Origin of the sequence: Streptomyces sp. NPDC028722 (genome assembly GCF_040637655.1) — a bacterium.
Classification (GTDB): Bacteria; Actinomycetota; Actinomycetes; order Streptomycetales; family Streptomycetaceae; genus Streptomyces.
In genome coordinates, this window is the sequence record NZ_JBEZWU010000005.1 from 18,719 (window position 1) to 43,244 (window position 24,526).

Annotated in this window: 25 protein-coding genes and 2 tRNA genes; 9 read left to right on the top strand and 18 right to left on the bottom strand. The window is 71.7% G+C overall.

Annotated elements, in window-relative coordinates:
• Positions 1 to 35: 35 nt before the first annotated feature.
• Complete coding sequence (locus tag AB0F03_RS09755; RefSeq protein ID WP_356819966.1) at positions 36 to 359, top strand: multidrug efflux SMR transporter; 324 nt, start codon at positions 36 to 38, stop codon at positions 357 to 359.
• Between the two features lie 308 nt (positions 360 to 667).
• On the opposite strand, the gene AB0F03_RS09760 is transcribed toward AB0F03_RS09755, so the two are convergent.
• The 12 genes from AB0F03_RS09760 to AB0F03_RS09815 form a co-directional block, all read right to left on the bottom strand.
• A complete protein-coding gene (locus AB0F03_RS09760) occupies positions 668 to 1,846 on the bottom strand; it encodes an MFS transporter (RefSeq protein ID WP_361988271.1) in 1,179 nt (392 codons plus the stop codon).
• 17 nt (positions 1,847 to 1,863) lie between these two features.
• Entirely contained in the window at positions 1,864 to 2,850 is a 987-nt protein-coding gene (locus AB0F03_RS09765) for an LLM class flavin-dependent oxidoreductase (RefSeq protein WP_361988273.1), read from the bottom strand.
• A gap of 43 nt (positions 2,851 to 2,893) precedes the next feature.
• Positions 2,894 to 4,087 (bottom strand): 3-deoxy-7-phosphoheptulonate synthase, encoded by a 1,194-nt coding sequence (locus AB0F03_RS09770; RefSeq protein ID WP_361988275.1) that lies wholly within the window; start codon positions 4,085 to 4,087, stop codon positions 2,894 to 2,896.
• Positions 4,084 to 5,100: an FkbO/Hyg5 family chorismatase gene (locus AB0F03_RS09775; protein ID WP_361988277.1), complete on the bottom strand. Its 1,017-nt coding sequence runs from the start codon at positions 5,098 to 5,100 to the stop codon at positions 4,084 to 4,086. The genes AB0F03_RS09770 and AB0F03_RS09775 overlap by 4 nt, the downstream gene beginning before the upstream one ends.
• Positions 5,097 to 5,342, bottom strand: a complete 246-nt coding sequence (locus AB0F03_RS09780; protein ID WP_361988279.1) for a DUF6253 family protein — start codon at positions 5,340 to 5,342, stop codon at positions 5,097 to 5,099. Before AB0F03_RS09780 ends, AB0F03_RS09775 begins: the two co-directional genes overlap by 4 nt.
• On the bottom strand, positions 5,339 to 6,148 hold the full coding sequence (locus AB0F03_RS09785; RefSeq protein ID WP_361988280.1) for a maleate cis-trans isomerase: 810 nt from the start codon (positions 6,146 to 6,148) through the stop codon (positions 5,339 to 5,341). The genes AB0F03_RS09780 and AB0F03_RS09785 overlap by 4 nt, the downstream gene beginning before the upstream one ends.
• Positions 6,149 to 6,196: 48 nt before the next feature.
• On the bottom strand, positions 6,197 to 6,883 hold the full coding sequence (locus AB0F03_RS09790; protein WP_361988281.1) for a transglutaminase-like domain-containing protein: 687 nt from the start codon (positions 6,881 to 6,883) through the stop codon (positions 6,197 to 6,199).
• 25 nt (positions 6,884 to 6,908) lie between these two features.
• Positions 6,909 to 8,054, bottom strand: coding sequence for an acyl-CoA dehydrogenase family protein (locus AB0F03_RS09795; RefSeq protein WP_361988282.1), 1,146 nt, complete (start codon positions 8,052 to 8,054; stop codon positions 6,909 to 6,911).
• An 82-nt stretch (positions 8,055 to 8,136) separates the two neighbouring features.
• Complete coding sequence (locus AB0F03_RS09800) at positions 8,137 to 8,511, bottom strand: ectoine synthase (protein WP_361988283.1); 375 nt, start codon at positions 8,509 to 8,511, stop codon at positions 8,137 to 8,139.
• 153 nt (positions 8,512 to 8,664) lie between these two features.
• Entirely contained in the window at positions 8,665 to 8,922 is a 258-nt protein-coding gene (locus AB0F03_RS09805; RefSeq protein WP_356819948.1) for an acyl carrier protein, read from the bottom strand.
• Positions 8,919 to 10,373, bottom strand: a complete 1,455-nt coding sequence (locus tag AB0F03_RS09810; protein WP_361988285.1) for an AMP-binding protein — start codon at positions 10,371 to 10,373, stop codon at positions 8,919 to 8,921. The genes AB0F03_RS09805 and AB0F03_RS09810 overlap by 4 nt, the downstream gene beginning before the upstream one ends.
• Positions 10,374 to 10,846: 473 nt before the next feature.
• Entirely contained in the window at positions 10,847 to 11,293 is a 447-nt protein-coding gene (locus AB0F03_RS09815; protein WP_361988287.1) for a MarR family transcriptional regulator, read from the bottom strand.
• Positions 11,294 to 11,427: 134 nt separating this feature from the next.
• Here AB0F03_RS09815 and AB0F03_RS09820 point away from each other — a divergent pair, with 134 nt between their 5' ends.
• The 5 genes from AB0F03_RS09820 (at position 11,428) to AB0F03_RS09840 (ending at position 13,825) form a co-directional block, all read left to right on the top strand.
• Entirely contained in the window at positions 11,428 to 11,712 is a 285-nt protein-coding gene (locus tag AB0F03_RS09820) for a hypothetical protein (protein ID WP_361988289.1), read from the top strand.
• Between the two features lie 13 nt (positions 11,713 to 11,725).
• Positions 11,726 to 12,214 carry a nucleoside deaminase gene (locus AB0F03_RS09825; protein ID WP_361988291.1) on the top strand — a complete coding sequence of 163 codons (489 nt, stop codon included), beginning with the start codon at positions 11,726 to 11,728 and terminating at the stop codon, positions 12,212 to 12,214.
• Positions 12,211 to 12,873, top strand: coding sequence for a DsbA family oxidoreductase (locus AB0F03_RS09830; RefSeq protein WP_361988292.1), 663 nt, complete (start codon positions 12,211 to 12,213; stop codon positions 12,871 to 12,873). The genes AB0F03_RS09825 and AB0F03_RS09830 overlap by 4 nt, the downstream gene beginning before the upstream one ends.
• Before the next feature lie 156 nt (positions 12,874 to 13,029).
• Positions 13,030 to 13,350, top strand: coding sequence for an SMR family transporter (locus tag AB0F03_RS09835; RefSeq protein ID WP_121790555.1), 321 nt, complete (start codon positions 13,030 to 13,032; stop codon positions 13,348 to 13,350).
• A 49-nt stretch (positions 13,351 to 13,399) separates the two neighbouring features.
• Positions 13,400 to 13,825, top strand: a complete 426-nt coding sequence (locus tag AB0F03_RS09840) for a multidrug efflux SMR transporter (protein ID WP_361988294.1) — start codon at positions 13,400 to 13,402, stop codon at positions 13,823 to 13,825.
• Between the two features lie 511 nt (positions 13,826 to 14,336).
• On the opposite strand, the gene AB0F03_RS09845 is transcribed toward AB0F03_RS09840, so the two are convergent.
• Positions 14,337 to 14,942, bottom strand: a complete 606-nt coding sequence (locus AB0F03_RS09845; RefSeq protein WP_361988296.1) for a TetR/AcrR family transcriptional regulator — start codon at positions 14,940 to 14,942, stop codon at positions 14,337 to 14,339.
• A 232-nt stretch (positions 14,943 to 15,174) separates the two neighbouring features.
• Between AB0F03_RS09845 and hisN the strand changes: the two genes are divergently transcribed.
• Both hisN and AB0F03_RS09855 read left to right on the top strand, forming a co-directional pair.
• The gene (gene hisN / locus AB0F03_RS09850; RefSeq protein ID WP_361988297.1) at positions 15,175 to 15,975 is read left to right on the top strand and encodes a histidinol-phosphatase; all 801 of its coding nucleotides are present in this window, start codon (positions 15,175 to 15,177) and stop codon (positions 15,973 to 15,975) included.
• A 174-nt stretch (positions 15,976 to 16,149) separates the two neighbouring features.
• Positions 16,150 to 16,545 carry a CBS domain-containing protein gene (locus AB0F03_RS09855; RefSeq protein ID WP_361988299.1) on the top strand — a complete coding sequence of 132 codons (396 nt, stop codon included), beginning with the start codon at positions 16,150 to 16,152 and terminating at the stop codon, positions 16,543 to 16,545.
• Positions 16,546 to 16,612: 67 nt separating this feature from the next.
• Here the strand turns inward: AB0F03_RS09855 and AB0F03_RS09860 are convergent, their stop codons facing one another.
• Positions 16,613 to 18,067, bottom strand: coding sequence for a catalase (locus AB0F03_RS09860; protein ID WP_361988302.1), 1,455 nt, complete (start codon positions 18,065 to 18,067; stop codon positions 16,613 to 16,615).
• A 146-nt stretch (positions 18,068 to 18,213) separates the two neighbouring features.
• Between AB0F03_RS09860 and AB0F03_RS09865 the strand changes: the two genes are divergently transcribed.
• The gene (locus AB0F03_RS09865; RefSeq protein ID WP_361988305.1) at positions 18,214 to 18,630 is read left to right on the top strand and encodes a Fur family transcriptional regulator; all 417 of its coding nucleotides are present in this window, start codon (positions 18,214 to 18,216) and stop codon (positions 18,628 to 18,630) included.
• Between the two features lie 114 nt (positions 18,631 to 18,744).
• Here AB0F03_RS09865 and AB0F03_RS09870 read toward each other — a convergent pair.
• The 4 genes from AB0F03_RS09870 to AB0F03_RS09885 form a co-directional block, all read right to left on the bottom strand.
• Positions 18,745 to 18,818 (bottom strand) — tRNA-Met (locus tag AB0F03_RS09870).
• Between the two features lie 537 nt (positions 18,819 to 19,355).
• A complete protein-coding gene (locus AB0F03_RS09875) occupies positions 19,356 to 21,167 on the bottom strand; it encodes a tetratricopeptide repeat protein (protein WP_361988308.1) in 1,812 nt (603 codons plus the stop codon).
• Between the two features lie 206 nt (positions 21,168 to 21,373).
• A tRNA-Met gene (locus tag AB0F03_RS09880) sits at positions 21,374 to 21,447 on the bottom strand.
• A gap of 53 nt (positions 21,448 to 21,500) precedes the next feature.
• Positions 21,501 to 24,392 carry a UPF0182 family protein gene (locus AB0F03_RS09885; RefSeq protein ID WP_361989103.1) on the bottom strand — a complete coding sequence of 964 codons (2,892 nt, stop codon included), beginning with the start codon at positions 24,390 to 24,392 and terminating at the stop codon, positions 21,501 to 21,503.
• Positions 24,393 to 24,526: the final 134 nt, after the last annotated feature.

The following is a 24,526-nucleotide window of genomic DNA, read 5'->3' on the forward strand; positions in this document are numbered from 1 at the left end:
CGAGCCGGAGATCCGGACCAACGGGAGGACCGCACATGGCGTGGCTGCTGGTCATCGTGGCCGGTTTTCTGGAGACCGGCTTCGCCGTGTGCCTGAAACTCTCCCACGGGTTCACCCGGCTGTGGCCGACGATCGCCTTCGCCTCGTTCGCCCTCGGCAGCTTCGGCCTGCTGACCCTGTCCCTGCGGAAGCTGGACGTCGGTCCCGCGTACGCGGTGTGGACCGGCATCGGCGCGGCGGGCACCGCCATCTACGGCATGGTCTTCCTCGGCGACCTGGTGTCCACCCTGAAGATCGTCTCGATCAGCCTGGTCATCCTCGGGGTGATCGGACTCCAGCTGTCGGGGTCGGCGCACTAGGCGACGGCGAGGAGCCCTTCCTCGGGCGGCGCCGGGCACGTCCCGTGGGCGTACGACGAACGGCACGCCGAGGCGGGCGGTGTTCGCGCGGCTGCCGCGCCGGACGAGGCGTCCGGTCGTCGCGCCGAGGTGCCGGCGGGCCCGGACCGGCTGCGCGAGCGATCGGGGCGCTCGGCTCCCGCCGGCCGGTCCGACGCCGTCCACGAACGCGGTGACCGCCCCCGGCCGTACCGCGCGCCGTGCTTCCGGGGCGGTCCGTACGAGGGCGGCTCCTGACGCGCCGGACGGCGCGACCACGGCTTCCCCGGTCAGGGACGGGCGCGGGCGACGGCCAGGCCGGCCACGCCGGCCGCCGCGGCCACCGCCAGGCCCAGCACGGTCGCGCCGAAGCCGACACTGGTGGCGTCGGCGAGGTATCCCGTGGCCACCGGCAGCACTCCGGCGAACAGGTAACCCCAGGCGCTGAGCGCCGCGTTCGACTCGGCCAGGCGGGCCGTCGGCACCCGGGCGTTGAGCAGCGAGAACCCGCCGAGCTGGGCCATGCCCTGTCCGGTGCCGGCGCACACGGCGGCGGCGAGCAGGGTGGTGACCGACTCGGCGCGCACGGCCAGGACCACCAGCACCATGCCGGTGGCGGTGGCCGCGGTCGCGGTGGTCAGCAGCCTGCGGGTGGGCCAGCGGCTGACGGCGAACTGCACGGCGGTGGAGGCGCCGAACATCACGAAGGCCGAACCGCCCGCCACGATCCGGTTGCCGGTGCCCAGCAGGGTCGCCAGCAGGGTGGGACCCAGGGCGAGCAGGAACGAGGTACCGGTCATGCCCGGCATGTAGGCGGCCAGGCCGAGCAGCAGGTCACGCCGGTTGCCGCGGGGTACGGAGGGCGGGCGCAGCCAGGTGCCGGCGCCGGCTCTGCGCACGTTGGGCAGGGAGCGGACGACGGGCAGCACGGACAGCAGCAGTACCGCTTCGACGACGAAGACCGTGTGGGTGGGCGCGGGCAGGAGCTGGGCGAAGCAGCCGGACAGCAGCGGGCCGATGGCCAGGCCGGCGCCCATGGCGACCGAGCCGGCGAGCGAGGCCTGCCGACGGCGGTCGGGTCCGCCGACGTCCGCGACGGCCGCCATGCCGGCGGCGACGGTGCCGCCCACCGCCAGGCCGGTGAGCAGCCGGGCGACGAGAAGGGCGGCGACGCTCTCGGCGGTCGCGTAGAGCAGGCAGGCGAGCAGGGCCGACAGCACGGCCGGGAACAGGACGGTGCGCCGCCCGTAGCGGTCGGAGACGGCGCCCGCCACGGGCAACGCGAGGAGCAGGCCGCCGATGTACAGGGCGAAGACGACGGTCAGGGTGCCGGTGCCGAAGCCGATGCGGTGCTGCCAGACCACGAACAGCGGGGTGGGCACGTTGGAGAGCATGAAGACGGCGGTCAGCGGCCAGGCGGCGCGCCAGAGGTCGCTCTGGCGCGCCGGCCGCCGGGTGGCTGCCGCCATCGGGTCGGCCGTTCCCATCACGCGAGGCCGCGCAGCAGCGGCAGCAGTTCCTGCGCCGTGCGTTCCAGGGCCGCGCGGTAGCGGGGTTCGTGCAGGTCGGCGGTGGGCAGGCGGAGCACCAGGTGGCGGGCGCCGGCGTCTATGTAGCCGCTGAGCCATTCGGCGACCTGCTCGGCGGTGCCGCCGAAGATGCCCTGGGTGGTGCGCATGGTGGGCAGGTCCAGGCGGTAGTAGGCGCGGAAGTAGGCCTGGAGGGTGTCCTCGGCCTTCTCGAAGCTGTCGTCGACGGCGACGGACAGGTAGACGGCGGCGGTGACGTCGTCCTCCGGCCGGCCGGCGGCCTCACGGGCCTCCTGCACGCGCAGCCAGCCCTTGGCATAGCCGCCGGCGGTGGTGCTGGTGGGCATCCAGCCGTCGTACTGACGGCCGGTGCGTTCCAGCATCTTCTCGCCGCCGTGGGCGATCCACACCGGCGGGCCGGCGGGCTGTTCGGTCACGGGCAGCAGCGCCACGTCCTGGAGGCTGTGGTACCGGCCTTCGTAGGAGACGGGGTCTCCCTGGGCGTGCCACAGGGCCTGGCAGATCTCCAGGGTCTCGCGCATCCGGCCCACGCGTTCGGTGAACGGGATGCCGTACGCCTGGAACTCGGCCTCGGCGGCGGGCGAGTTGAAGCCGGAGCCGATGCCGGTGATCAGGCGTCCGCCGGAGATGCGGTCCAGGCACGCGAGTTCGTGGGCGAGGTGCACCGGCGGGCGCAGGGGCAGCAGGACGGCGGTGCCGAGTTCGACGCGTTCGGTGGTGGTCGCCGCGGCGGTCAGCGCGAGCAGCGGGTTCATGCGGGAGCGGGCCAGCGGGGACTCGCCGGCCCAGATCGAGTCGTAGCCCGACTGCTCGACCTGCTGGGCGAGCTGGCCGAGGTGGCGGGGGTAGTCGCCACGTTCGACGACGGATTCGCGGCCGGGCATGACGACGCCGACGCGCAGGGCGGCGGGTGACTGGGACATGGGGTTCCTCGGGATGGGGGGTGTCTGCGGGGGCGGGTGCGGTTCAGCCGAAGACGGCGTCGACCAGTTCGCGGGCCTGGCGCGGGTTGAGCCGCGGGTCGCAGAGGGTCTCGTAGCGTTCGGGGACCAGGTGTTCGCCGGTGACGGGGCCGCCGACGCACTCGGTGATGTCGGTGGCGGCGGTCTCCAGGTGCAGGCCGCCGACGTGCAGTCCTTCGTCCTCCAGGGCGTGGCGGACGGTGGCCGCCTCGCAGATGGCGTCGGCGAGGTGGCGGGTCTTGAGGCCGGAGGCGGTGCGGACGGTGTTGCCGTGCAGCGGGTCGCTGAGCCAGACCACGGGGTGGCCGGCGCGGCGGACGGCGCGGACGACGGCGGGGGTGGCCGTCTCGGCGGCGCGCACCCCCATGCGCAGGATCAGGGTGAGGCGGCCGGGCAGCCGGAGCGGGTCGAGGATCTCGCACAGCCGTACCACGTCCTCGGGCGCGGCGGAGGGACCGATCTTGCAGCCGACGGGGTTGGCCATCGCGGCGAGCAGTTCGACGTGGCCGAGGCCCGGTTGGCGGGTGCGTTCGCCGATCCAGGGGAAGTGGGTGGAGGCCAGGTAGGGGGCGCCGGTCTGCACGTCGCGGCGCACCAGGGAGCTCTCGTAGTCCATGACGAGTGCCTCGTGGCTGGCCCAGGGGCCCAGGGGGCCGGTGCGGCGCAGGTCGAGTTCGCGCAGGACACGGGCGCTGGCCCGGTAGGCGGTGAGCATGCGGTGCGGGTCGTGGCGGCGGGCGGCCGGGGTCGGCTCGGGTGCGTTGACGAGGTGGCCGCGGAAGACGGGCAGGTCCTGCCCTTCGTGCCGCTCCGTGGGACTGCTGCGCGGTTTGGCGAACTGTCCGCCCATGCGGCCCACCCGCACCACCGGCCGGCCGGTGTGCAGGGCGAGCCGGTCGGCGAGTTCGTCCAGTACCTCGGCCTTGGGCGCGGTGTGCTCGGGGGTGCATTCGCGCAGGTCCTCGGCGCAGTCGCCGGTCTGGAGCAGCCGGGCGTGGCCGAGGGCGACCTGCGCGAGCTGGTGGCGCAGGACCCTGACGTCGGACGCGGTGGTGAGCGCGGGGGTGCTGCGCAGTTCGCCGAGGATGTCGCTCAGGTCGGGGTGGGCGCCCCAGTCGGGCTGCTGCTCGGCGGGCAGCAGTTCCCACACCGCGGGCGTGCGGTCCTCGTGCAGGGTGAGCGGCGAGGGCTCGCTCATCGGGTCCACTCCGGACCGGGGACGAGTCCTTCTATCTCGACGAGGAGGTCGTCGCGGCACACGGCGACGTTGAGGTAGATGGGTTCGGCGTCCGGGCCGAGGGCTTCGCGGCAGTGGGCGCGGACGACGGGCAGGTCGCGTTCGTGGCGGACGTAGACCTTGACCAGGCGCAGGTCCTTGAGTTCGTGGCCGCCGTCGAGTCCCGCCGCGCTCAGGTTGGGGCCGCTGATGAGTTCGGCGATGTTCTCCAGGACGACGTCGGTCTGGGCGCCGACGTCCCCCCGGTGGACGGTCTCGTGGCCGAGGATGCTGGCCGTGCCGGAGACGTAGAGGGTGCCGCCGGGGTCGAGCAGGGTGGCGCGGGCGAAGCTCGGCGGCTTCGGGCCGTACTGCTCGGGGTAGTGGTAGGCGGGCGTCTGGCGCTGGTTCTCCACGTGCCGGGGGGTGGAGGTGCGGGCGGCGAGCAGGACGAAGGAGATGCCTTCACCGCGGGTGCCGATGCCGGTGGCGGCGGGCATGTGCGCGGTGCCGTCGCCGTGGTGGGCGGCGAAGGCCTCGGCGCGGCCGGCCACGAAGTCCTGGTATATCTCCATTCCTTCGGCGTTGGGGCCGATGATGTCGCCGACGAAGTTCCACATCCGGAAGATGTGCGGGTACCCGAGTTCGGTAACGAGGGAGAACGCCGCCTCGTAGGTGGTGCGGACGGTGGGCGCGTACACGGGGCGCGGGGTGATGGTGCCGCTGACGAAGAGGTGTTCGCCGTCGTGGGCGAAGTGCAGGCCGTCGCGGGTGCCGGAGACGGGCCGGGTGGTGGTGGTCCACACCTCGCGGAAGGCGTCGAAGCCGGGCGAGGTCATGGGGACGGAGAGCTCGGGGTGTCCCTCGGCGTCGAGGGCGAGGCCGAAGCGGTCACCGAAGGCGACGGTGCCCAGGACGTGCCGTCCCAGGGCGGGCTGCGGGGTGCCGGCCAGGGGGGCGAAGTAGGCCTGTAAGGAGGGGCGCTGCTGAGTCACAGGTGTGCCTTTCGGGAGTGGGAGGACGTGTCCGTGCCGCGCACGGGGGTGTCGTCCTCCAGGGAGTGGGCGTAGCGGCGGAAGCCGGGGACGTGCTCGGCCCGGCGCAGCGCTCCCCGGTACAGGACCATGCCGTGGACGGTGGTGCCGTCGTCGCGCCAGCACACGAGGGGAAGGCTGTGGGCGTCTCCGTCGTCGGTGACGAAGAGGGAGACGTGGCCGTCGGCCGGCAGCAGGCTCATACCCGGCCGCCGGCGGGCTCGGCGGTGAACAGGCGGCCGTACCCGGTGAGGGAGCGGGCGGCTTCGGCTGCCCCGGCCAGGTGCAGGGCGTGCCAGAACAGGACCTGGTTGGCGGTCAGGACCGCGAAGCCGAGTTCCTGTTCGAGGGCGTCGATGACGCCGACGGCGCGGATGCCGTTGCCGGCGACCAGCACGGCGTCGGGGCGGTGTTCGGCGACGGTGGAGCGGATCCACTGCGACAGCGCGTCGGGGGTGATCAGCTTCTGGTTGCTGGGCAGCCCGCAGGGGCCGTGGTGGACGACCTCCAGGCCCTGCTCGGTGAAGTAGTCGGCGCCGAGTGTGGAGAGGCGGTCGTCGAACCACGGGGGGTTGACGAGGGCGATGCGCCGGGTGCCGAGGGCGGTGAAGCCGGCGACGGCCGCGGTGGTGGTGCCGGTGAGCGGCAGGCCGCGGGTGTACCGGGCGAGCCGGTCGAACAGCTTCTTCTCGCCGTCGGCTCCCAGCACGTAGGCGGAGCTGGTGAAGCCGAGCGCGATCACGTCGAGCGGGGAGGCGGCGAGCAGCTCGACGGCGTGGTCGATGTGCGGGGGTTCCACGAAGGCGCGGACCGGGTCGTGCGGGATCTTGGGGTCCATCTCGCCGCCGGCGCGCATGGCGCCGAAGTGGACGCGCGAGCCGTGGACGAACACGTCGTCGGGGGCCATCGCCTGGAACTCCGATTCGGGGCCGACGTCCGCGTGCGGGACCACCACGCCGATGCGTGCCCGGGCCTCCCAGCCGTCCTTCTGGGCTCGGATGCTGCTCATCTGGCTGTCTCCTTCGTCTGGGTCGGGTGGGGGCGGTCGCCGCCGGGGTCAGGTGGTGGCTTCGGCGGCCAGGGAGCCGCCGCGGACGGTGCCGGTGCCCCGGTCGTCGAGGAAGGCGGGGTGCTTGCGGCGCATGTTCGTCATGACGAACTCGTAGGGGACGTCGTCGAAGCCGCCGTGGTCGGTGAGGAACTCCATGTTCTGGCGGCCCTCGTCGTCGAAGGGGTGGTGCAGGCTGTCGGCGGTGCCGTCGAACTCCAGCGGCTTCATCCCGTACAGCCGGCACAGGATCTTGTTGAAGACGGGGGTGGCCTTGACCCAGGTGCCGTCGATGTAGACGGAGTTGAGGCCGTGGAAGAAGATGTCGCCGCCGATGTGGGCGCGCAGCCGGTCGGAGGCGAGGTGGTTGCGCACGTCGCCGTAGTGGACGCGGGCGGGAATGCCCACGGCGCGGCAGACCGCCGCGTACAGGGCGGACTTGTGCAGGCAGAAACCCTTGCGGGTGCCTGCGGTGTGGCTGGCCCTGAGCCCCTGGGGGGACAGGTCGGCGCCGTACACCTCGTAGAACACCTCGTCGCGGACGGCGTAGTACAGCTCGACGGCCAGCCGGCGCTTGTCCGCGGCACGGTCGGCGACGGCCTCGTCGATGAAGCTCTGGACGGCGTCGCTGTCGTAGTCGAGGAAGTCGGTGGGCGCGGTGAGCCGCCGCAGGTCCTCGGGGCTGAGTGCGTTCATGGTGACTCTTTCGTCGGAGTTCGGCTCACAGGCCCAGGAGGGAGGCGATGCGGTTGCGCTGTATCTCGCTGGTGCCGGAGTAGATGGTTCCGGCGACGGCGTTGCGGACGTCCCGCTCCAGGCCGGTGGCGGTGAGGTAGCCCTGGCCGCCGAAGATCTGGACGGCGTCGAGAGCGGTCTGCTTGTTGGCCTCGCTGACCACCGTCTTGGTCGCGGCGATGTCGATCGCGGCGTCCTGGCCGGCCTCCACCTTCACGCCGGTGTCGGTCAGCCACTTGCGGGCGCTCTCCACGGCGATCTTCATGTCCGCGATCTTGTGGGAGACGCCCTGGAAGGCGCCGATGGGTGCGCCGAACTGGCGGCGGGACTTGGCGTAGGCGAGGACGCGCTCGAAGCGGTGCTCCATCTCGCCGAGCGTGAGGGAGAAGGAGAAGAGGATCTCCCGTTTCATCACGTGGTCGAGGATCAGGAAGCCGGCGCCCTCCTGGCCGATACGGCGGGAGGCGGGCACGCGCAGCCCGTCGAAGGTGACCGCGCTGAGCGGGGACGTGCGCAGTCCCATCTTGGACAGCGGTTCACCGACGGTCAGACCGGGGGTGTCGCGTTCGACCAGGAAGACGCTCAGGGCGAACGGACCGGGCTTGCCGGTGCGGACGTAGAGCAGGAACAGGTCGGCGATGGGCGCGTTGGTGATGAACATCTTGCCGCCGTCGATGACGTAGTCGCCGCCGTCGCGGGTGGCGGTGGTGGAGATGTTCAGGGCGTCGGAGCCGTTGTCGGGTTCGGTGATGGCGTGCGCGGTGATCAGCTCGCCGTTGATGATGGGGGGAAGGAAGCGGGACTTCAGTTCCTCGGAGCCGAACGCCTGGAGCGGGACGCCGACGCTGACGATCTGGGTGGAGGCGGAGAAGCCGAGGCCGGCGTCACGGCAGGTGTGCCCGAGGCCCTGGAGGGCGCGCATCGTGTCGGTCAGGGTGCCGCCGTGGCCGCCGTACCGCGTCTCGAAGGGCACGGCGAGCAGGCCCGAGCGCTGGATCGTCTTCCACTTCTCCCAGGGGAACTCCGCGCGGGCGTCCCACTCTTCGACGTCCAGGTTGAGTTCCTCGGCCCAGGCGGCGGTGAGGGTGTAGGGGTCCGGTGCGGTGCCGGCGGTCCGCGGTGCGGGGGTCATGTGTGTGCTGCCTTCCGGTACGTCGCTGGTCGGGGCCGGGGCCCGTGCCGCGGAGGGCGGGACGGGCCCCGGTGCGCGTAACTCAGTACTGGGAGAAGCCGTCGGGGGACAGCGTGTGCTTCTCGTCGCCGCGCAGGGCCGGGCTGAAGACGGAGATCAGTCTCAGGTCCTCGTAGTCGGAGGCTATGAGGTAGTGCGCGTCGTTCTTGTCGAGGGCGTAGATGGTGCCCTCGGTGATCTTGTGGCGCTCGCCGGAAGCGGTGACGACCTCACCGGAGCCACCGGTGCAGAAGCAGGCCTCGAGGTGCCGGCGGTACTGGAGGGCGCTGGAGGTGCCCTTGCGGACCAGGGTCTCGCAGACGGTGAAGCCCATGCCGTCGGCCTCGGTGAGCAAGCGGTAGCTGGTGCCGTTGCCCCACTGGACGGGGGCGACGTCGCCGGTGCTGCGTACGATCACGACTATCTCCTTGTGTGATAGGGTCCTTCGGGAGAACTGTGCGCAACGTCCGTATTTCGGCGTCCGGTTCGCTGCGGGGCTATGAGTTCGTGCTGTTTTCGGGCCGCGGTCTCCCGCCGGTTCTCCGGGCTCCGCGGTTCTTCGCGCGGCCTCTCAGACGGCCGTCTTCGTCGCGTCCTCGACGAACGCCGAGATGGCGCCGATGCTGCGGAAGTTGTCCGGGTTCAGCGGGATGTCGTCGATCGGGATGGCATAGGCCCGCGACAGGTGCGAGACGACGCGGACCACGCCCAGGCTGTCGACGACGCCGTTGTCGATGAGGTCGTAGTCGGGAGTCAGATCGGCACTGTCCTCGCCGTCGAGGAACTCGGTGACGACATAGCCGCGGATCTCTTCCACCAGGGAGGTCATGCGGGAATTCCCTTCTGTCGTGCTGCCTTGATGAGGTTGCGGTCGGGCTTTCCGGTGGACGTGCGCGGCAGCGGGGTGTCGCCCACGTGCACGGAGGAGGGGATGGCGTGGCGGGGCAGGCGCGCGGCGCTGTGCGAGCGCAGCCGCAGGGAGGTCAGCGAGGTGCCGGGCCGGCGGGTCACCTGGGCGTGCAGCCGGTAGCCGGCCTCGGTGTCGGGGATCGCCACGACGGCGGCCTCGGCGACCTCCGGGTGGGAGGCGAGGACGTTCTCGACCTCCTGGACGTTGGTGCGCACGCCCCGGACCTTGACCTGGAAGTCGGTGCGGCCCTGGAGCCAGTACAGGCCGTCGGGGTCGCGGGTGACGAGGTCGCCGGTGCGGTAGAAGACTTCGCCGCCGCCGTCGGGGGCGGGCACGAACACGCCCTCGTTGCGGGAGCGTTGCAGGTACCCGTGCGTCTGGAACGGTGTCGTCACGAGAAGTTCACCGCTGCCGGGGCCGGTGAGGATCTCGCCGTCGGCGTCCAGCAGCAGGGCCCGCACCCCGGGCAGCGGCCTGCCGATGGGGGTCTGCTCGCCGGCGCGGGCCGGGTCGGCGTCGTGGATGAAGCTGTCGTTGGTCTCGGTGCAGCCGAAGACGTTGTGGAAACCGGCGGCGGGGAAGGCCGTGCCGAGCTGGTCCAGCAGCGTCCGGGGCATCGCGTCCCCGGTGAAGATCACCGTGCGGACGTGCGGGTGGACGGCACCGTCCTGGGTGAGCAGCCGGTGCAGCATGGGCACGCCCTGGACGAAGGTCACCTCGTGGCGGGCGAGCAGGTCCTGTAGGTGACGGGCGTCGGTGCTCAGTTCCGTCTCGACGAGCACGACGCGGGCGCCCAGGTGCAGCGCGGTCCACACGTCGAGCAGGGAGAGGTCGAAGTTCAGCGGGGCGTAGCTGAGCAGGGTGTCCCGCTCGGTGAGGCGGAACCGGTCGGCCGCCCAGCGGGCGAAGCGGGTGAAACCCTCGGCCGGGATGGGCACGATCTTCGGGGTGCCGGTGGAGCCGGAGGTGGTGAGCATCAGGGGCGCGGTCGCGGGGTCCGCGGCGTCGAAGCCCTCGGCGGCCCGCGGGTCGGCGGTGACGGGGGCGATGTCGAGCACCGCCCGGTCGTCGACGGTGAGCACGGCCGAGCAGCGGGCTTGCGCGGCGATGGTCGCCCGGGCGTCGGCGCCCAGGGCGGGCGAGGGTGCCAGAACCGCGTAGCCGGCGCTGAAGGCGCCGATGAGCAGGGCGATCGTGGCGGGTGTCTTGTGGGCCGGTATGCACAGCGGCTGCCGACGGTCGAGCCCGCCCGCCTCCAGGGCGCCGGAGAGTTCCTCGGCGAGGGCGGCCAGCCGGCGGTAGGTCACCCGCTGCTCGCCGTGGATCAGGGCCACCTGATCGGGTCGGAGCCGGACGTGCGCGGTCAGCACGTCGAGAAAGCTTGAAAGCGGCACAATTCCCCCTGTTCATGCACATGACAATGTGATCATGCTGGGGGAGGGTGATGGCGCACGAGTCGCGCCGATGGAACCGCGGAGCCCGGCATGCGTGGCTGCCCGGCCGGCCCCGCATCACTCCCCCGTGATCGAGCCGTGACCAACCGTACCGGCGGTGCATGCAGAGTCAAGCATATATCTGGCTCCGTACCCGTGATGCACATCACTCACCGGAAGCGGTCCGGCGGGGCGCCGCATGCTTGATGAACTCTGGGTTTCGCGTTCCTGTCACGCCTTCCGCGCATGCGTCGCGGAGCTTACGGAAGGACGCGCCGCACGGCTGCGGCCGTTCCTCCCCGGCGGCCCGGCCGGTACCCGCGAACACGGAAGGAGCCGCCCCTGCCCGGGGGCGGCTCCTGCTGCCCGCCCCCGCGAAGGGGCGGGCCGGACATGCGGGCCGGCAGCGCTCAGAGACCGCTGCGCAGCGACCGGACCGTACCGGCCAGTTCGGGGTCGGCGCCGGCGGTGTTCAGCGCCGCGCTGAGGATCTCGGCATAGGTGCCGCGCGCATCGGCGTAACGCTGCCTGCCGTCGTCGGTGATGACGGCGTAGACACCGCGTTTGTCGTCCGGACACAGGTCACGGAAGGCGAACCCGGCCGAGAAGAGCCGGCCCACCAGCCGGGTCACCGAGCTCTGCCCGAGCCCCACCTTCTCGGCGAGCTCCTGCATGCGCAGCTCGCTGTCCTTCGCCTGGACGAGACACTCCAGGGCACGGTATTCGGAGAGTCCTATTCCGTGCTTGCGCTGCAGTGCCTGGGTGAGCTGGCGTTCCACCTGCGCGTGCAGGGTGAGGACCCTGCCCCACATGGCCTGGTCGGACGAGGCGGCCGGCGTATAGGAGATCGTGGTCATGAGGCAGCTCCCTTTCAGGCGGCGCGTTGACAACAAGATACATGTTCATGCAAGCTTTCACCGCCCACCCGACTCTTGCATCGGATCTCCTGAAGTCCAAAAAGATGCACGTACAAACAAGTATTGGGGGCTTCATGCCCGATACCACCGCGCTTGTCGCCGACGGCTCCCCTCCCGGGGGCCGCGTCCGGCCGCCGGGACCGCCGCCGCCGGGGACCGCCCCGGTGCCCGCCGCCGGCGGGGACGCCGGTCCGCCGGCCCGCATGGCGGCCCCGCTCGCCGCGGCGGGCACGCCCGTGGCCGCCGCGACGAGCGGGGCCGCCGAGCGGAACATGCGGAAGGGGATCAGCGTTTTCCGGCCGATCTCCGCCACCTCGGTCATCGGCGGCGCCGCGGGGCCCCGCCCGGCCACGGTCTGAGTCGGGAGCGACGATGTCCCATTACGAGATCTCACAGAGCGAGCTGACCGAGTACGCCCGCGAGGCGGTCCGCATCAGCCGCGAGCACGTCGCCAAGGGCGGCATCCCGTTCTCCGGCGTGGTGGTCAACGACGGCCGCATCCTGGGCACCGGCTTCAACCGGGTGCGCGAGGACAACGACCCCACCGCGCACGCCGAGGTGGTGGCGCTGCGGGAGGCCGCCGCCAGGTACGGGCTGCACGCCACCGCCGGGGCCACACTGTTCGCCTCCGGCGAGCCCTGTGCCCTGTGCTACATGGCCTCGCTGTACTTCAACGTCAGCCACATCGTCCACGTGGTGGACCGCAAGACGGCCGCGCGCTACGGCTTCGACTACTCGGGGTCGTACTCGATCTTCGCGCAGGACCCGGCCCAGTGGCCGGTCAAGGTCACCTCGCTGCCGGTCCCGGAGGGGACGGAGCCGTTCGAAGAATTCCTCGCCCTGAACCGGAGGCGGATGTGAACGACAACGAGACGCGAACCAGCACGGTCGCCATCAAGGTCTGGTCGGACTACGTCTGTCCGTTCTGCATGCTCGCCGAGGGCCCGCTGCACGAGGCCACCCGCGACCTGGACGTCGAGATCGAGTGGATGCCCTTCGAACTGCGGCCCCACCCCACCCCGACCCTGCGGCCGGAGGACGAGTACCTGCCGGCGATCTGGGCCCGCTCGGTCTACCCGATGGCCCGCCGGATGGGCGTGGACATCACCCTGCCCACCGTCTCGCCGCAGCCCTACACCCGGCTGGCGTTCGAGGGCTACCAGTACGCCGCCGAGCACGGCCGTGCCGCCGAGTACACCCCGCGCATGCTGCGCGCGTTCTTCCAGGAGAACCGGGACATCGGCCGGCTGGACGTCCTCACCGACATCGCCCGCGAACTGGGCCTGGACGGGGACGGATTCGCCCAGGCACTGACCGACGGCACCTACACCGCCGCCCACCAGGAGGCGCTGCGCACCGCCGCCGCCTACCGCGTCTCCGTCGCCCCCACCCTCGTCATCGGCGAACGCCACCGCATCGAGGGCGTCCCCTCCACGGCCCAGATCCGCAAGGCCGTGCTCGACATCCAGGCCGAGCAGGCCGTCGCCAGCGGTGCCGCCTGCGGCATCGACGGATGCTGAGCACACCACCCGCCTCCTCGCCCACCGGCCGGCGCGTGCCCTGACACCCCGGCCCACCCCCGCTTCCCCGTGCCCGCGACCGCTCACCCGGTACGGCGCACCCCACGGCGCGCCGCCCCCGCCGCGCCGGTCCGCACACGAACGAAGGGACCCGCCATGCAGTGGCTCTACCTGGCCATCGCCGACATCTTCGAGATCGCCGTCGCCATCGCGGCCGGCAAGGCCGAGGGCTTCAAGAACCGCAAGTGGACCATCGCGACCCTGGTCAGCGGTGCCATCGGAACCTACTTCCTCAGCAAGGCGCTGCTGACCTTCAACGTCGGTGTCGGCTACGCCATCTGGACCTCCGTCGCCGGTATCGGCATCACCCTGCTGGGCGCGCTGCTCTTCGGCCAGCGTCTGACCTGGCGCAAGGCGCTGGGCATCCTCGCCATCATCGTCGGCGTCGTCGGCCTCCAGCTCAGTGGTGCCGCCTGAGCCGCACGCCGCCGCCCGCCCCCTCCACTTCCCGAAAGGACCCACGCACATGTCCGACACCAGCCCCTCCTCCGCCAACTCCTGGCTGATGCTCCTCCTCGCCGGCGGGTTCGAGGTCGGCTACGCCCTCTCCGTCGGAGGCAGCCACGGCTTCACCCGCCTGACGTGGTCGCTGGTCGCCGTCGTGTTCTTCCTCCTGACGCTGTGGGCGCTGAGCGCCGCGCTGCGCACCATCGACGTCGCTCTCGGCTACGCCGTCTGGGCCGGCATCGGCTCGGCGGGCGCGGCGCTGCTCGGCCCGGTCTTCTTCGACGAGACCCTCACCGCCACCCAGGCGATGTGGCTGGGCCTGATCATCGTCGGCGTGGTCTGGCTCAAGCTCGCCGACCGGCCGGAGGGCGGTGCCGAGCCCACCGCCGTGCCGCAGGGCACCCAGGAGGTCCCCGCCGGCCCCCGCGAGACCCAGGGCGCCTGAACCCCCGCCCCGCACACCCCGCACCACCCGCGCCGGCGCCGCCGGCCCGCGGCCCCGTGAACCCGGGCCGGGGGCCGGCGGCGTCGGCGACCGTCCCTCACGGCGGGGGCGGGGATCAGGTGGTCACGGGCGCGGGGGGCGGCGCGGGGTCACGCGCGGGGACCGGCGCAGGTCACGCGCGGGGCCGGCGCAGGGGGCGGGTGGGGCAGCGGGAGTGCGGTCCGGCGTCGGCGGACCAGGGAGGCCGCGCCGGGGAAGGCCGTAGGGGCGAGCCGGGTGAGCATCGCGACCCTTCCGCCGACAGGCGACCGGAGGCGCGGCGTCCCGCCGGGGAGCCCGCTCCCACCCGGGGTGCGGCATCGAGCCGGGAGCCGCTCCGGCACGGAGCGCGGCATCACGCTCAGGAGCCCACTCCGGCACAGGCCCCGGCATCACGCCTCCGATGCCCGCTCCGGCACAGGCCGCGGCAACGGGCCCGGGAAGCCGCTCCCGGCACCGGGACCAACCGGGCTCACACCAGGTGCCGGGGCAGGACCGCCCGTACCAGCCCGGCGATGCCACCCTCCCCGGGCGGGGCCGCGACGCAGGACAGAGCGAGGCGTACCACCAGTTCGCAGCAGCCGAGCAGTTCGGCGGTGTCGGCCGGGGAGGCGCCGGGACCGGCCAGCACGGTCACCGCGCGGTCCCGGACCATCCGTACGAAATCGGAGGGCGCCGGCAGCGGCCCGTCCGCCCGGCGCTGCGCCGGCACCGCGCTGGAGGAGGGGACGGGGGCGAGCGGCGGGTCGGGCAGCCGCTCCGTCCAGCTGCCGGTGAGCATGGCCCGGACCAGGGCGTTCTCCCGGGCCGCGACGGCAGTCCACTCGGCGGTGGCGGTGAGCCGGTCCCGTGGTTCGGCCGCACTGCCGAGCGCCCGCTCCACCCCGGCCAGATATCCGTCGGCCTCCCGCCGCACCAGCGCCCTGGCCAGTCCTTCCTTGCTGCCGAACTCGTTGTACAGGGTCTGCCGGGACACTCCGGCCGACACGGCGACGTCGACCATCCGCACCGCGGACCACGGCCGGCGCGTGAGCGCCGTGTAGGCGGCGTCCAGCAGGGACTCCCGGGCAGCAGGCATCCTCGCCTCCCTGGGGCACAGCGACTCTGCGCCCAGATTTGACGCGCCCGTACGCACTGTCAAGGGTCCCCGACGGCAGGGGGGCGGGCTTCGGCCGTCGGAGCCCACGCTCCCGCGACCGGTCCGCCGCGGGAGCGCGGGCGGGCGCGCAGCCGACTGTCACCCGTGCGCCGCACCCGGTCACCCGAGTCCTGGTAGCCCCTGTGCCCACCTGGCGGATACCGTTCCTCACATGCCGGACTACCTCGACGACCTCGGACTCGCCCACGTCCTCGCGGACGCGGCCGACGCCGCCACCACGTCCCGTTTCAAGGCTCTCGACCTCAAGGTGGAGACGAAGCCGGACATGACCCCGGTGAGCGAAGCCGACAAGGAGGCGGAGGAAGTGATCCGCAGCCGGCTCCAGCGCGCCCGCCCCAGGGACTCCGTTCTCGGCGAGGAGTACGGCGTCGAGGGCACCGGCCCCCGCCGCTGGGTGGTCGACCCGATCGACGGGACCAAGAACTACATCCGGGGAGTCCCGGTGTGGGCGACGCTCATCGCCCTGATGGAAGCGGGGGAGGGCGGCTACGAGCCGGTCGTCGGCCTCGTCTCCGCCCCCGCCCTCGGCCGCCGCTGGTGGGCCGCCAAGGGCCACGGCGCCTTCACCGGCCGCAACCTCACCGCCGCGTCCCGTATCCACGTCTCCCGGGTCGGCGGGCTCGCGGACGCCTCGTTCGCCTACTCCTCGCTCACCGGCTGGGAGGAGCAGGGCCGCCTGGACGGCTTCCTGGACCTCAGCCGCCAGGTGTGGCGCACCCGGGCGTACGGCGACTTCTGGCCGTACATGATGGTCGCTGAGGGCTCCGTCGACATCTGTGCCGAGCCGGAGCTGTCCCTTTGGGACATGGCCGCGACCGCGATCATCGTGACGGAGGCGGGCGGCACCTTCACCGGCCTCGACGGCCGTCCGGGCCCGCACAGCGGCAACGCGGCGGCGTCCAACGGACTGCTCCACGACGAGCTGCTGGGGTATCTCGCCAAGCGCGGCTGACACACGGGAAAAGCGCGCGTACGCCGTCGACGGGCGTCGCGCGCCCCCTTGTTGACCCTCCCTTTGCCTGGCACTCTGGGTCCACCCCCGCTTGTGAACTTGTGCAGCGACGCACGGGCGCCTCCGGCGCCGGGCGTGCACACAGGCAGGACATCCTCAGGAGGTGGCCCCTTCATGCTCGTCCGTGACGCCATGAGCACGGTGGTACTCACCCTCGGCCCCGCCCACACCCTCCGCCAGGCAGCAGCCCTGATGTCGGCGCGCCGCATAGGCGCCGCCGTGGTCCTGGACCCGGACGCCGGCGGCGTCGGCATCCTCACGGAACGCGACATCCTCAACTCCGTCGGCCTCGGCCAGGACCCGGACGCCGAACGCATCCACGCCCACACCACCACCGACGTCGTCTTCGCCACTCCGACCTGGACCCTGGAGGAGGCGGCCCGCGCCATGGCCCACGGCGGCTTCCGGCACCTGGTCGTCCTGGACCGCGGCGAGGTGGCCGGGATCGTCTCGGTCCGCGACATCATCCGCCGCTGGGCGCCGGCCCGCGAGCCCGCACCCGCCCTCTGAGCACACGAAGCGGGCCGGACCCCGAGCACCGTGGGGTCCGGCCCGCCCGGCCGCGAAGGCGGCCGGCTCAGCCGCGCAGCGCCTGCACCGCGGCCTCCAGCCGCTTGCCGAAGTCGGCGTCGGCGTTGCGGAAGTTGCCGATCGCGCGGTCGGCTATGTCCTGGCGCGAGACCTGGGAGATCGCGCCGGCTAGGTTGGCGATCAGACGCTCCTTCTCCTCCTCCGTCATCAGCCGGTAGAGGTTGCCGGCCTGCACGAAGTCGTTGTCCTCGGCGTGCACCGGCGTCGGGTGGTCGCCGGTGCCGCCGGTGAAGCCGCCGTACGGCTGCCACAGCGCCCGGCCGGTCTGCTGCGGCCCGCCGAAGCTGTTCGGCTCGTAGTTCTTCGCACCGCCGTGCCGGCCGTCGTACAGGTGGCCGTCGCGGGAGTTGGTGCGTGCCTCGGTGGCGTGCGGACGGTTCACCGGCAGGTGGTCGGCGTTGATGCCGACGCGGTAGCGGTGGGCGTCGCCGTACGCGAACAGCCGGCCCTGGAGCATCTTGTCGGGCGAGGGGCCGATGCCCGGCACGAAGTGCGCCGGGGAGAAGACGGACTGCTCGACCTCGGCGAAGACGTTGCGCGGGTTGCGGTTCAGCTCCAGCTTGCCGATCTCGACGACCGGGTAGTCCGCGTGCGGCCACACCTTGGTCAGGTCGAACGGGTTGAAGCGGTAGGCCGCCGCGTCCGCCGCCGGCATGATCTGCACACCCACGGTCCAGCTCGGGTACTCCCCGCGCTCGATCGCCTCGCGCAGGTCGCGCTGGTGGGAGTCGGGGTCCCTGCCGGCCAGGACGTCCGCCTCGTCGGCGGTCAGGCACTTGATGCCCTGGTCGGTCTTGAAGTGGTACTTGACCCAGAAGACCTCGCCGGCCTCGTTGTTCCACTGGAAGGTGTGCGAGCCGAAGCCGTCCATGTGGCGGTACGACGCCGGGATGCCGCGATCGCCGAACAGCCAGGTCACCTGGTGTGTGGACTCTGGCGAGAGGCTCCAGAAGTCCCAGACGTTGTCCGGTTCCGTGGAGCCGGTGTACGGGTCGCGCTTCTGGGTGTGGATGAAGTCGGGGAACTTGATCGCGTCCCGGATGAAGAACACCGGGGTGTTGTTGCCGACGAGGTCGTAGTTGCCCTCCTCGGTGTAGAACTTCAGCGAGAAGCCGCGCGGGTCGCGGACGGCGTCCGCCGCACCGAGGTTGCCGGCCACGGTCGAGAAGCGCAGGAAGACCTCGGTCTGCTTGCCGGCCTCGGAGAGGAACGCGGCGCGGGTGTACGGCGTGACGTCGGCGGTCACCGTGAAGGTGCCGTAGGCGCCGGCGCCGCGGGCGTGCACCACGCGCTCCGGGATGCGCTCCCGGTTGAAGTGCGCCAGCTTCTCCAGCAGCAGCTGGTCCTGGACGAGGACCGGCCCGCCGACGCCCGCCGTCTCGCTGTTCTGGTTGTCGGCGACCGGGGCACCGGCCTCCGTGGTGAGCGGTCCCTGCGTCACGTGCGCCTCCTGCGTCATCACTGACTCGTCCTGTCCTGTAGCCCGAAGCCGGGTTCGATCCTACAATGGACTTTGTCTAAGTCAAACGTCATTCCAAAGTCACACCTATTCCCGACCTGGTCCTGCTTCCTGTTAGGCTGGTAGCTATGAGCGACCTACTGGAACGGCTGCGTGGACGCGGATGGCGGATGACCGCGCAGCGGCGCGTGGTGGCCGAGGTCCTGAACGGCGAGCACGTCCATCTGACCGCCGACGAGGTCCATGCGCGGGCCGTCGCGAAGCTGCCCGAGATCTCCCGGGCGACCGTGTACAACACGCTGGGCGAGCTGGTCACCCTCGGTGAGGTGCTGGAAGTCACGACGGACAAGCGCGCCAAGCGGTACGACCCGAACGCGCACCAGCCGCACCACCACCTGGTCTGCGCCCGGTGCGGCTCGATCCGTGACGTCCACCCGACGGGCAACCCCCTCGCCGATCTCCCCGACTCCGAGCGGTTCGGCTTCACGGTGTCGGACGTAGAGGTGACGTACCGGGGCCTGTGCCCCAACTGCGTGAGCATCTGACGAGACGCCGGCCGAGAGCCCCGATGCCCTGACCCGGCACCGGGGCTTTTTCTGTCGACCAGGAAAACACCGAGGGCCGGAACCCATCTCTGGGTTCCGGCCCTCGGCCTTGAGTAGCGGGGACAGGATTTGAACCTGCGACCTCTGGGTTATGAGCCCAGCGAGCTACCGAGCTGCTCCACCCCGCGTCGGTAAACACGACAGTACGCGACCCCACCCGTACGATGCAAATCCCTTCCCACGCCACCCACACCCCCGCCCACCAGCCACTCCCCCGGCGACGGTCCCCGCATCCCCGCGGCGCGGATCGCCTGCGCCGCCCCGGGGTACACCGATGCCGGTGTTCCGCCCTGAGCCGTGGCGCGCCTGCCGGGCTCCGACTCCCCCGGCCCCGCCCGCTTCGGCGTGGGGCCGGGGCCGGCACCGCAGGCGATCCACGCCACAGCGCGGGCACCAGGCGTCGCGGCAGGCGTTCGCGCCGCCGCGCCGGCACCCGCGAGACGGCGATCCGGTCGGCACCCCGTGTGGCCGGCCGGGCGGCCCGCGCCACCACCCCGGCACTCCCGCACCCGCCCAGGCGGGAATGCGCGGCCGGCACTCCCTGGGGGGACGGGCCGGACGACCCGCGCCACCACCCCGGCCCCCCACCCCCCGGCACCCGGCACCCGGCACCCACCCATCCGGCAGCCCCGTTCGGTGCCAGCGGACACGGCCCGCGGTGTCGGTCAGGCCGAGAGTTCTTCCCGGAGTGCGTCCCGCAGTCGGCCCGCTCGTTCCGCGACCTCCGCCGGGCCCAGGGCGACGGCCCTGTCGGCCCACTTCTGGCCCTCCGCCAGCTCACCGCGACGCGCGTAGACAAGGGCCAGCCGAAGGGCCGCCCGTCCGTGCCCGGCGTTCGCGGCGCGGGCCCACCAGACGGCGGCCTCCGGCTCGCTGCCCTCCCGTGCCAGCAGCAGCCCCAGGTTGAACGCGCCGTTGCGCGACCCGGCCTCGGCCGCCGCCCGGTACCACCGCGCCGCCTCCACCACGTCGCCCCGTGCCGCGGCGAGCATGCCGACCCGCACCTGCGCCCGTCGGTGCCCCTGGGACGCTGCGCGCTCGTACCACTCCTCGCACTCGGTCTTCTCGTGCACGATCTCGCCCAGCTCGTGCGCGGGCTCCAGCGGTCGGCGCGCGTCGAGCAGGGCGGCCAGCCGGTACGCGCCCTCCGCGCTGCCGCCGCCCGCCGCGCAGCGCAGGTGCCGCTCGGCCTCCTGCTCGTCCCCCTCGCGCAGCCGGGCGATCCCGACCTGGAGCGCGGCCTCGGCGTGCCCGGCGGCGGCCGCCCGCTCGTACCAGCGCAGCGCCATGACGTCCTCGTCGCGCCCGGCGTAGAGGATGCCGAGGTTGAACGCGGCGTCGACGCTGCCGGCCTCGGCGGCCTTGGAGAACCACGGCTCGGCCCCGGTGGTGTCACCGCCCCGCAGCAGCAGGATGGCGAGGGCGTTCGCGGCCTCCCGGTGCCCGGCGTAGGCGGCCCGCCGGTACCACTGCTCGGCCTGCGCGGTGCGCCCCTGCGCGGCGCAGAGCAGCCCCAGGTTGTACGCGCCGTTGTCGTCGCCGGCGTCCAGCGCGGCCCGGTACCAGCGCTCCGCGGTCTGGGTCTCGCCGCGCTCGGCGTGCAGCGCGCCGAGCGCGTTGGCGGCGTTGCCGTCGCCGTCCTGGGCGGCGCGCAGCCACCACACGGCCGCGCTCTCGGTGTCCCCGGCGTCGCGCAGCAGGAATCCGAGCGCGCAGGCGGCCTGCGGCTCGCCGTCCTTGGCGGAGGTCAGGTACCAGCGCCCGGCCTCCTTGAGTTCCCCGCGCTTCTCCAGGATGGCCCCGAGGTGCAGCGCGGCCCGGCGGTGGCCGCGCGCGGCGGCCTGCCGGTACCACTGCTCGGCCTCCGCGACAGCGTTGTCGGCGGCGGTCTCCTCACCGTGCCCGGCCGTACGGTCCAGCGCGCGCGCCAGCCGGTAGGCGGCCTCCCGGTGCCCGCGTTCCGCGGCGGCCCGCATCCAGTGCTCGGCGCCGACGTCCCCGCGGTGTTCCAGCAGGTCGGCGAGCGCGTAGGCGCCGAGGACGTGGCCCTGCTCGGCGGACTGGCGCAGCCAGTACTCGGCGGCCGGTTCGTCGCCGCGCTCGCGGTGGTGGCGGCCGAGGGCGTGCGCGGCGGCCGCGGAGCCGGCGACGGCGGCGATCCGCCACCAGCCGGCCGCCTCGTCGGCGTAACCGCGCTGGTGCAGCAGGACGCCCAGGTTGTTGGCGGCGGCACGGTCACCGGCCGCGGTGGCCGCACGCAGGTGGGATTCGGCCGCGTCGAGGTCGCCGCGGCGCAGCAGCATGGCTCCGAGGACGCTCGACGCCTCGGCGTCGCCGCTCTGCGCGGCGAGCGCGAGGCGGGTCTCCTCGGCGGCTTCCCCCATGTCGCCCAGCTCGTCGCGGACCGGCTCCGCGCCGGAAGGCTGCACAAATCGCCCTGTCTCGAACAGAGTTCCCTTGTCCCCCATAACGTCCATCGTCGCACCACCCGCAACCTGGGTACACCCGGTATACCGCAACCCGTAAGGTCACTTCAGCGTTTTGTCGACATGCCCACAGGGAGACAAGTCAAACACATATCGCCCAACTCCCCACGGCGGCGCGGCGGTTTCTCTGCCCCCGTATCTGCGTTCGCACACCACGAAGGCCCGGATCCCTGATGGGATCCGGGCCTTCGATGCAGTAGCGGGGACAGGATTTGAACCTGCGACCTCTGGGTTATGAGCCCAGCGAGCTACCGAGCTGCTCCACCCCGCGCCGTTGCAGGTCAACCGTACCACGGCGCGGGGGGTGCCTGATCAGCCGCCGTTCTACCCCCTGGTCCCGCCGGCCTTGGACTGGGCGTCCTCGGCCCGCTTCAGCGCGTCCTTCAGGTCCTTCTGCGCCGTGGCGTACGCGCCCCAGTCGGGGCCCTCCTTCAGCGCCCGCTGTCCGGCGTCGAAGGCCTTCTGGGCGTCCTGGAGCGCCTGCTTCACCGTCGGGTTGCCGGTGTCGGGCGGGTTGGTGGTGCCGGTGTCCGGTGGCCTGGTCGCCGAACTCTTCGTACCGAAGACCTTGTCGAGCGCCCCTTCGAGCGTGTTCTCGAACGCGGTTCTGCCCTCGTAGGTGACCAACACCTTGCGCAGCAGCGGGTACTTCAGCCCGCCACCGCGTACGTAGACGGGCTCCACATAGAGCAGGCCGCCGTCCAGCGGCACGGTCAGCAGGTTGCCGTACTCGATGTCGGAGTCGCCGCCCTTGAGGAGTTTGATCGCGGCGGCGATGTCCTGCTCGGAGTTGAACTGGCTCTGTACCTGTTTGGGGCCGTCGACGGTCGTACTGGTCGGCAGTTTCAGCAGTCTGATCTTGCCGTACTCGCTGCTGCCCGCCTCCGCGTCGACCGACATGAACGCACTGAGGTTGTACCGGCCGTTGGGCGTGAACGTCGTGGACAGCGAGAACGCCTGCTTGGTCTGGTCGGGCATCTTCATGCTCAGGTAGTACGGCGGTACCGCGTTGCCCGACTTGTTGGTCGGGTCGTCCGGCACCTGCCACACCTCGCTGCCGGTGAGGAACGTCTGCGCGTCCGTCACGTGGTAGCGGGTGAGCAGCTCGCGCTGGACCTTGAACAGGTCCTGCGGGTAGCGCAGATGGTCCAGCAGGTCCGGGGAGATGGTGTTCTTCGGCTTCACCGTGCCGGGGAAGGCCTTCATCCAGGTCTTCAGCACGGGGTCCTTGGTGTCCCACTGGTAGAGCTTGACGTCACCGGTGTACGCGTCGACGGTCGCCTTCACCGAGTTGCGGATGTAGTTGACCTGGTTCTGCTGGGCCACCACCGCGCGCGAGTTGTTCGTCGCCGTCAGCGAGTCGGCCGTGGTGTCCCCGAGGGTCGTACGGGAGGCGTACGGGTAGCCGTTCGTGGTGGTGTACGCGTCGACGATCCACTGGATGCGGTGGTTGACGACCGCCGGGTAGGCGTCACCGTCGATGGTCAGCCAGGGGGCGACCGCCTCCACGCGCTCCTTGGGGGTGCGGTTGTACAGGATCCGCGAGCCCTTGCCGATCGCGCCCGAGTAGAGGATCTGCGGCTCGTTGAACGCCACCGCGTACGCGGCCCGGTTGACCGGGTTGTCGAGGTTGACGCCGCTGCCGCCCCGGTAACTGGTGGTCTTCTCGCCGTCGTTGTCGGAGTAGTCGATCTCCTTCTGGGGACCGCCGACGATGGAGTAGGTGGTGGTCTTCTCGCCGTAATAGACCCGCTGCTGGTACGCGCCGAGGTCGCCCCGGGACGGCAGGTCGTACTCGGTGAAGACCGGTTCGCCGTTCGGGTTCGCCTCGGTGCCCTTGGCGGCGACCACGCCGAAGCCGTGCGTGTAGCGGAAGTGGTCGTTGATCCAGTTGTTCTTCGGGATGCCGCTGAGGTTCAGCTCGCGCAGACCGAGGACGGTGTCCTGATCCTTACCGTTCTTGCCGTCCTCGCCGTCCTTGGCGGGATACCGGTCGACGTCCAGGTTGGTCGGGAACCCGTAATAGTTCTTCATCTGCTGGAGGACCTGGAACGTCGGCGAGACGATGTTCGGGTCCACGATGCGGATGCTGGCCGCGTCGTTGGCGTCGTCGCGCAGTGTGGTCCGGTCCTGCGTGGTGGACTTGCCCGGGTACTCGGTGACCTGGGTGTCGTCGATGTCGTACGCCTCGCGGGTCGCCTTCAGGTTCTTCTGGACGTACGGCGCTTCCTTGGCCTGCTCGTTCGGCTGGACCTGGAACTTCTGCACGATCGCCGGGTACAGCCCGCCGATCAGGATCGCCGACAGGACCATCAGGCCGAAGCCGATGACCGGCAGCTGCCAGGTGCGCCGCCAGAGGGTGGCGAAGAACAGCAGCGCGCAGATGACGGCGATGCAGAACAGGATCGTCTTGGCCGGCAGATAGGCGTTGGCGTCGACGTAGCGCAGGCCCGTCCAGTTGTCCGTCGCCTTGAAGTCGCTGGACTTCACGGCGAGGCCGTACCGGTCGAGCCAGTAGGCGACCGCCTTCAGCGCCACGAAGATGCCGAGCAGTACCGACAGGTGCCCGGTCGCGGCGGCGGTGGCCCGCGCGCCGGGGCTGGTGACCCGCAGCCCGCCGTACAGGTAGTGGGTCAGCGCGGCGGCGATCAGGCACAGGACGGCCGCGGCGAAGCCGAAGCCCAGCAGGAAGCGGAACCAGGGCAGGTCGAAGGCGTAGAAGGAGACGTCGAGATGGAACTGCGGGTCCTTCTGGTGGAAGGGCACGCCGTTGACCCACATCAGCCAGGTCCGCCACTGGCCCGCCGCCGACGCGCCGGCGATCAGCCCGACGAGTGCGGTGACCCCGAGGAGCAGCCACTTCTTGTACGGCGCGATGCCCATCCGGTAGCGGTCCAGGCTCTGCTGCTCCATGGACATGGCGCTCAGCGGGGGCCGCAGCCGGTGCGCGAGCCAGATGTTGACCCCGACCGCGACCGCCATCAGCAGGCCGAAGACGAAGAACAGCCCGATCTTGGTCCACAGGGTGGTGGTGAACACGGACGAGTAGTGCACCGACCGGTACCACAGCCAGTCCGTCCAGAAGCCCGCGAACATGGTGAACGCCATGCCGAGGACGGCAAGGACGCCCAGGGTCATGAGCAGGGTCCGGACACGCCGGGACGGGCGGCCCGCTCTCATCCGCGGCCCTGTCGGGCCTCCGCCGCGGTCCGGCATCTGGAAAGCCAAGGTGCGCACCTCGAAGTCGCTGTCGATCCGTCAGACCCCCGTGTTCGCGGGCCCGCCGTGGCCCCCCGTGATCGTGGGCCCACACCTATGCAACTTACTCACGGTTTACTCGGTTCCCGATT

Coding starts and splice junctions, on each gene's coding strand:
- AB0F03_RS09755 (WP_356819966.1), top strand. CDS start 36: ATGGCGTGGCTGCTGGTCATCGTGGCCGGTTTTCTGGAGACCGGCTTC.
- AB0F03_RS09760 (WP_361988271.1), bottom strand. CDS start 1,846: ATGGCGGCAGCCACCCGGCGGCCGGCGCGCCAGAGCGACCTCTGGCGC.
- AB0F03_RS09765 (WP_361988273.1), bottom strand. CDS start 2,850: ATGTCCCAGTCACCCGCCGCCCTGCGCGTCGGCGTCGTCATGCCCGGC.
- AB0F03_RS09770 (WP_361988275.1), bottom strand. CDS start 4,087: ATGAGCGAGCCCTCGCCGCTCACCCTGCACGAGGACCGCACGCCCGCG.
- AB0F03_RS09780 (WP_361988279.1), bottom strand. CDS start 5,342: ATGAGCCTGCTGCCGGCCGACGGCCACGTCTCCCTCTTCGTCACCGAC.
- AB0F03_RS09785 (WP_361988280.1), bottom strand. CDS start 6,148: ATGAGCAGCATCCGAGCCCAGAAGGACGGCTGGGAGGCCCGGGCACGC.
- AB0F03_RS09790 (WP_361988281.1), bottom strand. CDS start 6,883: ATGAACGCACTCAGCCCCGAGGACCTGCGGCGGCTCACCGCGCCCACC.
- AB0F03_RS09795 (WP_361988282.1), bottom strand. CDS start 8,054: ATGACCCCCGCACCGCGGACCGCCGGCACCGCACCGGACCCCTACACC.
- AB0F03_RS09805 (WP_356819948.1), bottom strand. CDS start 8,922: ATGACCTCCCTGGTGGAAGAGATCCGCGGCTATGTCGTCACCGAGTTC.
- AB0F03_RS09815 (WP_361988287.1), bottom strand. CDS start 11,293: ATGACCACGATCTCCTATACGCCGGCCGCCTCGTCCGACCAGGCCATG.
- AB0F03_RS09820 (WP_361988289.1), top strand. CDS start 11,428: ATGCCCGATACCACCGCGCTTGTCGCCGACGGCTCCCCTCCCGGGGGC.
- AB0F03_RS09825 (WP_361988291.1), top strand. CDS start 11,726: ATGTCCCATTACGAGATCTCACAGAGCGAGCTGACCGAGTACGCCCGC.
- AB0F03_RS09835 (WP_121790555.1), top strand. CDS start 13,030: ATGCAGTGGCTCTACCTGGCCATCGCCGACATCTTCGAGATCGCCGTC.
- AB0F03_RS09840 (WP_361988294.1), top strand. CDS start 13,400: ATGTCCGACACCAGCCCCTCCTCCGCCAACTCCTGGCTGATGCTCCTC.
- AB0F03_RS09845 (WP_361988296.1), bottom strand. CDS start 14,942: ATGCCTGCTGCCCGGGAGTCCCTGCTGGACGCCGCCTACACGGCGCTC.
- hisN (WP_361988297.1), top strand. CDS start 15,175: ATGCCGGACTACCTCGACGACCTCGGACTCGCCCACGTCCTCGCGGAC.
- AB0F03_RS09855 (WP_361988299.1), top strand. CDS start 16,150: ATGCTCGTCCGTGACGCCATGAGCACGGTGGTACTCACCCTCGGCCCC.
- AB0F03_RS09865 (WP_361988305.1), top strand. CDS start 18,214: ATGAGCGACCTACTGGAACGGCTGCGTGGACGCGGATGGCGGATGACC.
- AB0F03_RS09875 (WP_361988308.1), bottom strand. CDS start 21,167: ATGGACGTTATGGGGGACAAGGGAACTCTGTTCGAGACAGGGCGATTT.
- AB0F03_RS09885 (WP_361989103.1), bottom strand. CDS start 24,392: ATGCCGGACCGCGGCGGAGGCCCGACAGGGCCGCGGATGAGAGCGGGC.